11 protein-coding genes are annotated in these 12,043 nt (G+C 62.8%); 1 reads left to right on the top strand and 10 read right to left on the bottom strand.

All coding sequences use genetic code 11. The features are described 5' to 3' along the window. From pbpC to C5P05_RS06935, 10 genes are all read right to left on the bottom strand, one after another. Positions 1-2,196 (bottom strand): penicillin-binding protein 1C (gene pbpC, locus C5P05_RS06980; RefSeq protein WP_114969142.1); only part of this gene is annotated, 2,196 nt, incomplete at its 3' end. Continuing rightward, entirely contained in the window at positions 2,196-3,194 is a 999-nt protein-coding gene (locus C5P05_RS06975; RefSeq protein WP_114969141.1) for a GSU2403 family nucleotidyltransferase fold protein, read from the bottom strand. The genes pbpC and C5P05_RS06975, both read right to left, overlap by 1 nt. A 65-nt stretch (positions 3,195-3,259) precedes the next feature. After that, positions 3,260-3,718 (bottom strand): TerB family tellurite resistance protein, encoded by a 459-nt coding sequence (locus tag C5P05_RS06970; RefSeq protein WP_114969140.1) that lies wholly within the window; start codon positions 3,716-3,718, stop codon positions 3,260-3,262. Positions 3,719-3,752: 34 nt separating this feature from the next. Beyond that, the gene (locus C5P05_RS06965; protein WP_114969139.1) at positions 3,753-5,600 is read right to left on the bottom strand and encodes an AAA family ATPase; all 1,848 of its coding nucleotides are present in this window, start codon (positions 5,598-5,600) and stop codon (positions 3,753-3,755) included. A 13-nt stretch (positions 5,601-5,613) separates the two neighbouring features. Further along, entirely contained in the window at positions 5,614-6,324 is a 711-nt protein-coding gene (locus C5P05_RS06960; protein ID WP_114969138.1) for a PspA/IM30 family protein, read from the bottom strand. A gap of 71 nt (positions 6,325-6,395) precedes the next feature. Further along, positions 6,396-7,274 carry a hypothetical protein gene (locus tag C5P05_RS06955; protein ID WP_232834379.1) on the bottom strand — a complete coding sequence of 293 codons (879 nt, stop codon included), beginning with the start codon at positions 7,272-7,274 and terminating at the stop codon, positions 6,396-6,398. Positions 7,275-7,288: 14 nt separating this feature from the next. Then, positions 7,289-8,860, bottom strand: coding sequence for an extracellular solute-binding protein (locus C5P05_RS06950; RefSeq protein WP_114969137.1), 1,572 nt, complete (start codon positions 8,858-8,860; stop codon positions 7,289-7,291). 31 nt (positions 8,861-8,891) lie between these two features. After that, complete coding sequence (locus tag C5P05_RS06945; RefSeq protein ID WP_114969136.1) at positions 8,892-9,386, bottom strand: hypothetical protein; 495 nt, start codon at positions 9,384-9,386, stop codon at positions 8,892-8,894. 4 nt (positions 9,387-9,390) lie between these two features. Next, positions 9,391-10,065: a methyl-accepting chemotaxis protein gene (locus C5P05_RS06940; RefSeq protein ID WP_114969135.1), complete on the bottom strand. Its 675-nt coding sequence runs from the start codon at positions 10,063-10,065 to the stop codon at positions 9,391-9,393. A gap of 141 nt (positions 10,066-10,206) precedes the next feature. Next, entirely contained in the window at positions 10,207-10,938 is a 732-nt protein-coding gene (locus C5P05_RS06935) for a M50 family metallopeptidase (protein WP_114969134.1), read from the bottom strand. 132 nt (positions 10,939-11,070) lie between these two features. Between C5P05_RS06935 and C5P05_RS06930 the strand changes: the two genes are divergently transcribed. Beyond that, positions 11,071-11,565, top strand: coding sequence for a hypothetical protein (locus tag C5P05_RS06930; RefSeq protein ID WP_157979234.1), 495 nt, complete (start codon positions 11,071-11,073; stop codon positions 11,563-11,565). The last annotated feature ends 478 nt before the right edge of the window (positions 11,566-12,043 follow it).

Below are 12,043 nucleotides of genomic sequence, written 5' to 3'. Positions count from 1 at the left end.
CCCCCGCACCTCCCGCCGTACTTCATCCAACACCTCCCCCCGCGCCCCAATAATCCGCACCACATGCCGCCCCGGCCACGGCAACCACTGCGCGGTGGTGCCCTTGGCAAACACCTTCCCATCCATCAGCCAATGCAAACCCGTGCCTTCCGCATGGAAGCTCACGCGCTGCCGGTTCGGCGGAATATCCGGGTCCAGGGCGATGATGGTGCCAGTGGTGGGGGACGTGATGCGGGCAAGCTGTTTGTCTGCGGGTTTCAAGACTTTTTGGCCTCTAGCCCCCGTGTATTGTGCGTAAGTAGCTCCTGAATTAATAGCAAATGTGGACTGCTGCGTGCCCATTAAGAACCACTCCCTGCGTGCTGCTTCAAGCGGCGCCGGGCCGCTGGCCTTGCCATCAGCCGCTGCAAACAGAACCGGCACTTGCACCAGGCCCGCTGGCGGTTGGGGTGCGCGGCTCGGTTGCGTTTTGTGCAGGTAATTCATCACCGCCGCCCAGATCGGCGCGGCGCCGCTGGTGCCGCTCACATCCCACATCGGCGCGCCGCTGGCGTTGCCGACCCACACGCCTACGGTGTAGGCCTGCGAGAAGCCCAGCGCCCAGTTGTCGCGCATGTCTTTGCTGGTGCCGGTTTTGACGGCGCTCCAGAAGCGTGTCGCCAGCACGCTGTCGGTGCCGAAGGTGCGGGCGCGCGCCAGCGGGTCGGCCAGCACGTCGCCCACGATGAAGGCGGCGCGCGGGTCGATGGCTTGGGTTGACGCCTTGTCGCGGGCGGCAGGGCGAACCGTCAGCGTAGTCGGGTTGGTGCGGCCGCCGTTGCCCAAGGCGCGGTAGGCGTTGCTGAGATTGAGCAGCGACACCTCGGCGCTGCCCAGGGCCAGGCTGTAGCCGTAGTAGTCGCCGCTTTCCTTGAGCGGCAGGCCCAGGGCGACGAGCTGTTTGTGAAACGCATCGGGCGACACCATGACCAGCGTGCGCACGGCGGGCACGTTGAGCGAGGCACCCAGGGCGGTGCGGCTTGAGACCCAGCCCTTGAACTGGCGGTCGTAGTTTTGCGGGATGTAGAGGCCGCCCGCCGTCTGGATTTGCGCGCCGGAATCTTCCAGCAGCGAGGCGGCGGTGATGCGCCGCTCAGCAATGGCCTGCGCGTACAAAAACGGTTTGAGCGTGGAGCCGGGCTGGCGCAGGGCGGTCACAAAGTCGACCTCGGTCGCGTTGCTTAGGGCCCCGGACGAGCCGACCCAGGCCAGCACTTCGCCGCTGGCGTTGTCCAGCACCACGAGGGCGCCGTCTTCCACATGGCGGCCTGCCAGCTCGCGCAGGTGTTGCTGCAGGGTTTGCACGGCAAAGCGTTGCAGCGGGGCGCTCAAGGTGGTGCGGATAACAGCCGCAGGGCGAGCGGAGGCATGGATGAGTTGCCGCGCCACATGCGGCGCCACGCCCTCGCTGGCGTCGAAGGCCTTGCGCTGCAGCGCGCCGGTGGTGAACAGGTCGAGCGCGTCGCAGTCGGCGCGGCGGGGCTCCAGACTCTTGAGCACGGCGCAGGCCCGCTGCACCACGCGCGCATGGCTGGCATTGGGCGCGCGCACCAGGGCGGCCGCCACCGCCGCCTCGCGGTTGTCCAGCCCGTGCGCGGCCTTGCCAAACAGGGTGTGGCTGAGCGCGTCGATGCCCACCAGTTCACCGCGAAACGGCACCAGGTTCAGGTAGGCCTCCAGAATCTGGTCCTTGCGCCAGCTGCGCTCCAGGCGATGCGCCGAGACCGTTTGCCCCATCTTCTGCATGACGCTGCGCCCGCCCGAGCCGCGCTTCAAGTCCTCGTCGAGCAGGCCGGCCAGCTGCATGGTGATGGTGGAGGCGCCGCGGGTTTTGGTGTTCCACACATTCGCCCACGCCGCCGCCGAGATGGCCTGCCAGTCGACGCCGCTGTGCTCGTAAAAACGCTTGTCTTCACTCAGCACCAGCGCCGTGCGCAGGGCAGGGGATACGTCCGGGAGTGCCACCCACTGGCCGCGCCGCACGGTGGCGTCGGTGCGCAGGCGGTGCAACACCTCGCCATGGCGGTCCAGAATCAGCGTGTCGGACGGCTGGTAGCTGCTTTTTATAGAGCCAAATGTGGCTGTAGCCCAGGTGGGCTGTGCGCAAGTAGCTATTAAAATAGAAGCAAATGAGCGCACGTATGCTACCGCCCTCATTACGCAGACTTCGATTGAGACTGAGCGTTGGCCACATGGCTCAGCCCATATTCGTCCAACAACTTCTTCACCACTTGGGCCTGCAAAAGGTCTTTGCGACTTTTGAGCGGGTCGCGGTCATGGCGTTGGCTCAAGGCTGTTTTAATACGCACAAAACTTTCCGGCGATGGCGCATGCATGGTGGCCATATCGCCGTTGGTGGCCACCACCACTTGCTTAAACCGCCCGCCGTCCAGCATCGCTTGGCCACTGGGCACCTGTACTGCCCAAAAATCTTCTTCAAATTGAGAGACTCGCAATGGATGGGGGTCGGTGCCTGCTGCGCTTTGCGCGGTGCGACGGATGACATCAATCTCAAAACCCGCTGCATTGACCGCGGTGTATTTCTGGTCATCACGCAAGACAAAGGTTTTGTCCACCTTCTGGAAGATTCCCAGCAGCGATGTGTCCAGGCGCTGCAGGGTGGTGGCGAAACTGAGGTACTTGCGGGTGTCCAGCAGCAAGTCGATATCCTGGGTGGCGGTGGCCTCGGTTTGCACACGCACACCGCAGGCGGTTTCATAGGCATACAGCGCATGGGTGCCTACCGTTAAAAAATGCTGTTGCAGACCTGCATTGGCCAGTGCATTGAGCGTGTCCACCACCACATTGGGTACCCGCCCCACCCGCAGTGCGCGGTTCACCCGTATGTGCTGCGCAACGGTCTGGCGCAGTTGCTTTTGGCGCGCTTGCACGGCCACTTTGCGTGCCATAAAGCGTTCATAGATTTGCTCGTTCTCCAGTGAGTGCGGCCCCAGTGAAGTTTGTGCGCCAAAGGCCGCTACGCGAATCAGGTAGCGACGCCCAGTCTGCGTACGCCACATCATGGAGCCCCGAACCTCCGCCGCTGCCGTTTGGGCATCTTCCAAAGCTCGCCAGGAAGCTTCGGCGTCAATGTATTGACGTGTCTGGGCTTCGGTTAACTCAATGAAGGCAAGATTTTCATAGTCATTTTGCATTTTTTGAATTTACTATGAAAACCCATATAAATCAATGAAGTGTTTCGTCTATATGGTCGCTGGAGCTAATCAGCCGCCGACAGCTCCTTCACCACCGCCGCCACCGATCCCGCATCCGGCAGGTGCGACAAGGCGCCAACTAGCTCGTCGCGCACCTGCGCCAGGTGGGCTTCAAAACGGACCGCATCAACACCGAGCGTGGTGGCGATGGCCTGGACATGGTCGCGCTCGGCCGGGCTCAGCTGGCCGTCGGCGTAGGCGGTCATCAGGCACATCAGCACCACGGTGTCGGCAAAGGCGGTTGGGCTGCCGGCCAGTGCGGCGGCGTCAAACGGCTGCGCCTCGGGGCTGGCCATCACGCTGCTGGTGGACGGCATGTCGGCACTGCGCGAGCTCTCGTAAAACTGGCCGATCAGCGCCGCTTCGGCGGGGTGAATGCCGTCCACCAAGGCTACCGAAAGCATGGCTTTGGTGAGCTGGGTGACCTGTGCGGGGCTAAGGTTCTGGTCTTGCATGGCGTTCATGATGTGCTCCTTTTGAATGGGAAAAGTGGGGGGCCTAGCGCGCCAGGGCGCGCCGTTTCGCGGCTATCAAATTGCTCTGGATGTCGGCGACTGCCATGTCGCGGTAGCGTTTGGGCAGCATGGAGCGGCGCGAGGTTTCCGACACCGCCAGCAGCTCCATGAACTCGATCATGTCGCGCTCCTGCGGCGGCATGAAGTCCGCAGCCGCTGCCGTCAATACCTGCGCGTCCAGTGGGCTGGCCTGGTTGCGGGCCAGCTCCACCGCCAGCAGGGCCAGGGCTTCCAGGTCGGCGTTGGAATAGCCGGTCAGGGTTTCGCACAGGGTGAGTAATTCTTCGGTGGTGGCCACGCAGGTCTCGCCGTAGCGCGACAACACCGCCTGCAGCACCTGGGCCCGCTCGGGGGCCGTATCGCAGTAAAAGAAGGGAATTTTGCGGTCCAGACGGCCGGGGCGTTTGATGTCGGAATCCAGCTTGTCGGGGCGATTCGTCATCATCACGAACAAGACCTGGCCGCGGTTTTCTGGTTCAGACATGAATTCCTTAAGCCGCGCAATCACGCGCGAGCTGGTGCCTTCGTCACCGCCTTCGCCGCCGCCGGAGCCGAAGCTGCGGTCGCCCTCGTCGATGATGACGGCAATCGGCCCCATGGCCTTGACGGTGGCCAGCACGCGCTCCAGGTTGGCCTCGGTGGAGCCGACCCATTTGGAGCGGAAGTTCTTCAGCGCCACCGCCGACAAACCGGCTTCCTTCAAGAAGGCCTTGATGACAAAGGTCTTGCCCGAGCCCATGGGGCCCACGGCGAGCAAGCCCATGGGCGTCAAGGTGGTTTCACCTTCCTTCAGATTCTTGGCAATCGCCAGCAACTCGTGTTTGATGTGCTCCTGGCCGCCGACCGAAGACAGGCCGTGTTTGGGCTCGATGAATTCAATCAAGCCGGCGCACTCTTTTTCGATCATTTCGCGTTTGCGCGCGTGGATGACCTTGAGCACTTCCTGGTTCGCATCGCCCACCGGCAGGGTCTTGCCGGGTTCGATCAGTTTGGTGATCTCGGCCGGGGTCATGCCGGCCGTGATGGTGGCGAGTGTGGTGGCGCGTTGCTCGGCATCGGCCGTGCCTTGCAGCAGCTGCACGATCAGCGCGCGCCGCTCGGGCTCGCTCAGGCCATGCCCTTCCGAGCTGGCCATGATGCTGGCCAGTTGCACGGTGCGCAAGCCGCCGGTGCGTTCGGAAAACAGGGTGACTTGCTGCGCGCTGAGTTTGGGGGCGAAAAACGCGATGACCTTTTGGCGCATGGCCAGGTCCGGCATGGGGATTTCAATCGCCGCCACCTTGGGGTTGGACAGCAAGCCGGGGTTGATGGCGTTGAGCGATTCGGTGATCAGAATCGTGATGTTGTCGCCCGTGGTCAGGGCCTTGTCGAGCGACCAGCGGTGAAAAACGAGGTAGGTCTGGCGGTCCTGTTGCGCCATGAAGCTCGGATCACCGGCGGGCAAGAGCGCGTCGGCGTAGGGCACGATGACGGCGGTGGATTGCTCGCTGCGCATCTGGGCTTCCAGCGCATGCAGGGATTGCAGCAGCGTGGCACCGGCGCCATCGCCGGCGTCGTCCGCGTTGTCGATGATGGCCACGGCACCCTTGGGTTTGCCGCGCAGCACCCGGATGCCCCGCTCCAGACTGACTTCGCACACATGTTTTTTGGTGTCCTTGAACAACTCTTCAAGCAGGAAGGATTGCAGGTTGTGCAAGCTGTCGCCGACCAGAAAGTTGTCGAACACATTGCGGTAGAGCACGAAGGTGGAGGCCTCGCCGGCCAGGTATTTCTGCCTCAGGGTTTCCGCCCACTGGGGCAGCACGTTGCGCGTCGTTGTGGGGGTGGTCATGGGGGGTCCGGGCTTAGAGGTTTTTCACCGGTGCGGCCTGGGCGGCGGCGCGGGCCTGCTTCATGGCGTCCAGCTGGGCCTTGGCGGTGACGCTGCCGCTGCTTTGGCGCAGCTTGTTCAGGCGCACGTCCAGGTCCGAGTTTTGCAGCTCGGCGCCCAGACTGGCTTGCGCCACCTGGCTCTTGATGTGATCGCGCACGGCACCCAGCGCCTGCACCTCGGCGTCCACCGACAGGCCGTCGAGCTGGCCCTGAATCTTGAGCCGCGCTTGCGCGCTGTGCATCTGCGCCAGCATGCGGTCCTTTTCGGCCTTGAGCTTGTCGATTTCGGACTTGACCTGGATCAGCGAATCCTTGGCATTGTCGGCATCGGTGGTGGCCAGCGTCGCGTCGGAGCGCAGCTCGGCCAGGGCGGTATCCAGCGTGTTTTTCTTTTGAATCAGCACCACCGCCAGATCGTCCTGGTTGGTGGCGAGTGCGGTTTCCAGATCGGCGCTGACGGCGGCCAGTTCGCGCTCATGCGCGTCCAGGCGGGCCGTGATCTCTTGCCGGCGGGCGATGATGGCGCCGGTGGCCGCCTTGAGCTGGGTGTATTTCTGGATCATCGACGCGATGGCGTTCTGGTAGGCAATTTCGGGATGCTCTTTTTCGATGTCGGACACCCACAAAGAGATGAAGCCGGTCCACAGATTGGACAGACGGGCGAAGATTGCGTTATTGGCCATGGGGTTCTCCTGGTTGAATAGGTTAGGGGTTATACGGATGAGGAATAAAAATGGCTGCTGCTCGTCGCTCGTCAGCGCGAGGTGGTGGAGCGGGAAGATGCGCGCTGCATGGCCTGGGCCCTGGATGGCCGCGCTTCGCTCGCCATGACGGAGTCGGGTGCATCAAAGGCAAAGGACTCGGGGTCTTCAAACTCGGCTGCCACCTCTTCGGCAATGCGCAGGCGCGCCAGCGACTCTTCGAGTTTGCTGCCCATCTCGCTTGAGTAGGGCGAGGTGATGACCAGTTGGTAGACCTCTTCCATTTTGTCGGGCATGGACATCAGCGTGGCCTCCAGGGCGCTGCGGCGCACGGCCAGGCGGCGCGAGCGCTTCATGACTTCGGCGTATTCCGCCAGCGCGCTGCGCAGCTGGCGCATTTCGTCCTCGGGCAGGGCCGGGTTCTGCAGTTGCGCCTGGATGCTGGCGATGCGCTTGACCACCACCTCCTCGCTGGCGTGGTCTTTGCGCTGTTTCAGCGAGAGGCTGACCACGCACAGGCCGAGATAGTCCACGGTGAGGTCTTCCAGTTTTTCCACGTCCTGGCGGGTGAGGGTGGTGCGGCTGTCGCCCGCTGTCTGGTACAGGGCTTGCACCCGGTTGAACATGTGCTGGTAGGTGGCCAGAGCGTTGCTGTCGCCGTAGCTGCTGACCTCGGACACCAGCTGGCTTCGGCGCTGCGCTCGCGCCTGGTGGTGCTGCTCGCGGTCCACCCAGGCCCGAAACGAAGGCAAGCTGGGAATGGCCAGCGCCGCCAGCACCTCGGTGCCCAGCGCCACCACGCCCACCAGGGCCAGGCCGGTCCAGCCCAAGGGAATGGAGGCAAAAATAGCCGCCACCCCGCTGGCCAGCAGGGCCATGCGGTTGGTCGGGTGCTTCAGGAACGCACCCAGATAGGACGGTTTGGCGTTCACTCTACGGGGTTACGTTATTTGGAGAATTTCGCCCAGATGCGCGTTATTTCCTGCTGGTCCTGTTCCGACAGGATCGGGATAGGCGACGAATGGCTGAGTGATGCGGTGCTGGGCACCACGGTCGGGTTGGACTTGATGCTCTCGCTCATGAATTCGCCGGCCTTGAGGTTGGCGTTGGCGTAGCCGACGGTGTTGGAGATTTTGGCAATCACCTGGGGCCGCAACAGGTAGTCGATGAACAGGTGCGCCTCGCGCTTGTTTTTGGCGTTGGCCGGCACGGCCATGGCGTCAATCGCCAGCAAGCCACCGTCCACCGGCACCCGGTATTCCACCGCGCCGCGTGACTTGGTTTGCGCCTGCACGGCGTCACCCGAAAAACCGATGGCAACGCAGATCTTGCCGCTGGCCAGTGCATCGATGTACTGGTCGGTGGGAATCACCTTGACGACGCCCGCCAGGCGGCCCAGCACCTGGGCGGCGGCGTTGGTGGAGTTTTTGCCATCCCACTTCTTTTGTCCGCCGGCCATGGCGGCCAGCGGCACGACGTCGGTGGCGGAATCGACCACGCCCACGCCGCAAGACTGGAAGCGGCGGGCGACCTCGGGGTCGAACACGTTGGTCAGCGAATCCATGGCGCGCCCGGGAAAGGCCTTGGCCGTGAGCTTGGGGTTCCAGGCGATGCCCACCGTGTACCACATGTAGGGCAGGCTGTAGGCGCCGTCTTTGTCCCAGGCCCGCAAGGTGGCGTCCACCCGGGGGTCGATGTTGCTCAGGTTCTTGAGGCTGGCTTTGTCCAGCTTGCCGAGCAGCCCTTTGGTGGCCATGGCGGGCACGGCATTGGCGGTGGGGAACACCACGTCATACGGTGTGCCGCCGGCGCCCAGCTTGGCTTGCAGGTCGTCATTGCTGGCAAAAATGTCGTAGACCACGCGAATGTTGTGTTCTTTCTCGAAGTCCTGCAGCACGCTGGGGTCAATGTAGTCGGGCCAGTTGAGCAAGCGCACCGTGGCCTTGGCGCTTGAGCCCACGCCATTGACGGCGCGGCGCAGGTTCATCAACACCGTGGCGGTGATCAGGCCGTCCACTGTCACGGCTTGCGATTCCTGAAACGCCTCGGTGGCGACCTGCGTTTGCGGGCCAAAAGTGCCGTCCAGCGGACCAGCGTTAAAGCCCAGTTTGCCGAGCAGGATTTGGGCCTCGCGCAGGCCCGCCGCGTCCACCAGTTTCTCACGCCCCTTGTAGTTGCCGCTGGACCAGTTTTGCGTCTGCCAGATAACACGGCGAATCGAATTCAGCAGGGCGTCGGTCACCTGGTTGGTGGGTGGCAGACCGTGTTGCACGGAGAAGGCGCGAATGGCCTCTTGCGTGGCCGGCGTCAGGGTGCCGGTCGGGGTTTCGCGAAACAGGCCCATGCGGGTCAGCAGGCGTTGCGCCGTCTCGACCTTGGCATTGCGCGCGCCGGCGGGCGCGGCCGCCTGCGGCTTGGCCGGGTCCGTGCCGAAAACAAAGCCCTGCGCCTGCGCGGCGCCCAGCATCCAGCCGCTGCCGCTCAAAACCGCCAACAAGGCAAAAGTGCGAATTTTCATGAGGTGATCCTGGTAAAAAACTGTGTTGCCGTTATTTGCCAGAGGCAAAACAAATGATGTTGCGGGACTGGGCCAGCTGGAACAGGCTGGCCGCTTTTTCCTGATTGGCGGGCAGGCCGCCCTGGCCTTTGAGCGTCATCTCGCCCAGATGGCAGGCGGCGCCCCCATCGCCGTCCTTGACGGCTTGTTCCAGATGAACACGGGCCTGGGCAAAGTCGCCACTGTCGAGCAGCTTGCGCCCCAGCTCGGCATTGTCGGCGGCCGACAGTTTGGCCGCTTGCGCGGTGGTCGCAGCCGGTGCGGCAGCGGGTGCCGGGGCGGTAGAGGGCTCAGGTGTTGTGGCGGGCGAAGGCGGCGCAAGTGGCGCGGGCACGTCTGTTTGTGCTGGCGTGCTGGTCGCCGCCGGTGAGATCTCGGTGCTGGCGGCAAACCGCTCCTTCAGGCCCAAGTGCCACACGGCGGAGGCCATGGCGCCGACCACGGCCAAACCGATCAGCCCTTTGGAGAGAGGTGTCAAACTGGCCATTGCATTATTCCTGTGGGGTGGTGGGGGTGCCAAACTGCACGGCCAGGCCTTGCAGTTGCTGACTGATTCGGGATATCTCGTCGAGTTCCCGGGCGGTTTGGTCTTGCGCAGCCTTCAAGGTGGCCTCTTGTGTCGCGGTCTCCTGCGCAGCGCGGGTCAGTTCACGCGACACCAGCGCTTCAAGCTCGGTGATCTGTTTGCGGATGTCGCCCACCACCTGCGCTTGCCGTGCCGCCACGGCCTCCAGCCGGGTTTGCGACTCGGCTTCCAGGGCCAGCAGGTTGAGTTGCCGCTGTTCGGCGTAAGCAGCCAGCGCCTTGACCTTGGCGGCAGCATCGGCCAGCGGGTCTTCAATCGACCAGGACTCATCGGCTGCATCCATGGCCTTGATCGCCATCAAGCGCGTGGCCTCGTCCATGGCGCTGAGCCCATCCACCAGGCGCAGCAGGCGCTCCGCAGGGTACAGGGAAGGCGCAATCCTGCCGTTGGCGTAGATATCGTCCAGATTCAGGGGCAGGCCCGCGCCTGCAGTGGCAACGGCCGCCGTGCTTGTGTTCGGCGCCACATGATCAGAACCGGGGGCGCTGTCTGTGTCGCGAGGGACGGCAGGGGCTGGTTCCGTAGCCGGGTCCTTCTTGACCAGCCCTGCTTTTTCCAAAAAGTCCAGCATTCCCTTCATAACGTGTTCTCCACCCTGATAAGTTGATATGCCATGCCCACAGATGGAAGCGCCCATCGCAGCGCCCTGCGTGCCCATTGGATAGGGCACCAAACGTGTTGTTCAAAGGAGTTTAATGCCAATCCCGGGATGATTCGAGGCTCACTTCAGCGCCGGTTGGCGGCTCACAAAACCAATCCCCAGCGCTGCCACGGCGAGCGAAAAGACGGCAATGACGCCGCCCCAAAACCAATAGGTCAGCCCGATCGCGTCGGCCATGACGGCACTGTCGGAAGGCTGCGCCACGCCATTGACCATGGCCTGCGCCGAAAACATGTAGTCGAGATCGGTGAACCAGGACAGGCACAGGGTCACCGCGATCAGGTGCAGAGAAAAAGCCGCTGCCGTGTTGGACAGTGTCCTGGCGGCAACCGCCAATGTCACCGCCCATGCCAATAGAAAGACCACACCAAAGGAATTGCGCAACCACACGACCACGGACAGGGTGACCAGGGCGGCAAGCGTCGCCAGCACGGCGCGGGCGTAGCGCGGCGAGCGCGAGAGCAACAGCAGGGTGATGCCGGCCACCGTTGGACCCACCAGGCCACCGGCGGCGATCAGGGCAGTGGTGATGCGCCCCGGATGGCCACGCCATTGCGCCACGCCCGAGCCATCGGCATGCAGCAGCAATTGGTCGAACTGCTCACCCACCAGCATTGCGGTCAGGCCGTGACCCATTTCATGCGCAAAAGTGGCCAGGAGGGTCAGCGGGTACAGCAGTTGCCTGCCGTAGGGCAATTGCCAGACGAGGGCGATGGCGGCAGCGGACAGGAAAAGCAGGGTGCGTGGATGCATGTCGGTGAGCGTCAAGGGGGCATGGATTTGCCGACCCATTGTGTCATTGGGCCCTGCTCAAAAATTGCGTCCAGGCCATAGCAAACGGGCAGGCGTAGACTCGCGCCCTAGCGCTGGGGTGGTCATGACCACGTTGGCTCAACTGTTTGAAACATTGGAAGGCTTATCCGCATGAACGCAAAAACAATGAAGCACAGCGCAAGTATTTGGGACGGGGAGGTTGGCACCTCCCGCTGTATCGACGTGGTGCACTGGGAGGGGGACATTACCCCGGTGCAACTGGCCAACGTGGCCAACCAGATCTCTGCGGACTGGCAGATGATCGACATGCAACTGGACCCCGCACACCCCATGCACGGCAATGCCTACCACCTGCGAAGAATGACGGATGACGAGTACGACGAAGCCGAGTACCTGAAACGCAAAGCCGCTTTCGAAGCCAGGTACGCCGGCAAGCGCGTCTGGGTGCATGGCTACCACGTCGATGGCGATGTGGCTGCGGGCACCGATCAGCCCTTCTTTTACGACATGATGTTCAGCACCATGTTCATCACCCTCGATGACATCGAAGCGCTCTGCGACAAGCACTACGGAGAAGGCATTTGGGAAGAGTACAGCCTCTATCTGGATGACCAGTTGCCTGAGCCGTTGGCTATTGATTTTTGAGAGTGAGCTCCTGGCGGGGTCCAAGGTCGCTTTCTTCTGACTTGCGACGATGGACTCAAGGAATCTGAAGTCCGGCGGGTGGATTGACCGACCTCAGCGATTGGCCTTCCACATTGCTGCCGTTCGCCAAATTCAGCAACGTGCCCTTACCCGACGGCCAGACTATTGAAATGCCAGCCCGATACCGGCCATTGAACCTACCAACTGATACGCACTGAAGCGATGGCTGAGTTCCATATAGCTGCCTTTCAAGTGCCCGCGACAAATTCATATTGCTGCCGCTGGCAGCGGGAAAGTTTGCGACAGGAGTGCGTTTGCGGGTACTCGTCAAATCCGGCTGTCGGTCAGGTCTAGTTAAGGTTTGTAGGATGCCCGCCCGTGCAGGCGTTCAACATTGCTTTGCCTACTGACGCGGGTGGGCGTCGTATAAACCTCGATGGAGGAAACCGCGGCTGTGACCAATCTTGGCAGACCCAGC

The organism is Rhodoferax ferrireducens (assembly GCF_003347515.1).
GTDB lineage: Bacteria > Pseudomonadota > Gammaproteobacteria > Burkholderiales > Burkholderiaceae_C > Rhodoferax.
The sequence above is the reverse complement of the archived record's forward strand: the minus strand, read 5'-3'. Positions and strand labels throughout refer to the sequence as shown.

What these genes read in the sequence shown, in the direction of transcription:
- C5P05_RS06975 (WP_114969141.1), bottom strand. Translation starts at nt 3,194, where the DNA reads ATGCAAAATGACTATGAAAATCTTGCCTTCATTGAGTTAACCGAAGCC.
- C5P05_RS06970 (WP_114969140.1), bottom strand. Translation starts at nt 3,718, where the DNA reads ATGAACGCCATGCAAGACCAGAACCTTAGCCCCGCACAGGTCACCCAG.
- C5P05_RS06965 (WP_114969139.1), bottom strand. Translation starts at nt 5,600, where the DNA reads ATGACCACCCCCACAACGACGCGCAACGTGCTGCCCCAGTGGGCGGAA.
- C5P05_RS06960 (WP_114969138.1), bottom strand. Translation starts at nt 6,324, where the DNA reads ATGGCCAATAACGCAATCTTCGCCCGTCTGTCCAATCTGTGGACCGGC.
- C5P05_RS06950 (WP_114969137.1), bottom strand. Translation starts at nt 8,860, where the DNA reads ATGAAAATTCGCACTTTTGCCTTGTTGGCGGTTTTGAGCGGCAGCGGC.
- C5P05_RS06945 (WP_114969136.1), bottom strand. Translation starts at nt 9,386, where the DNA reads ATGGCCAGTTTGACACCTCTCTCCAAAGGGCTGATCGGTTTGGCCGTG.
- C5P05_RS06940 (WP_114969135.1), bottom strand. Translation starts at nt 10,065, where the DNA reads ATGAAGGGAATGCTGGACTTTTTGGAAAAAGCAGGGCTGGTCAAGAAG.
- C5P05_RS06935 (WP_114969134.1), bottom strand. Translation starts at nt 10,938, where the DNA reads ATGGGTCGGCAAATCCATGCCCCCTTGACGCTCACCGACATGCATCCA.
- C5P05_RS06930 (WP_157979234.1), top strand. Translation starts at nt 11,071, where the DNA reads ATGAACGCAAAAACAATGAAGCACAGCGCAAGTATTTGGGACGGGGAG.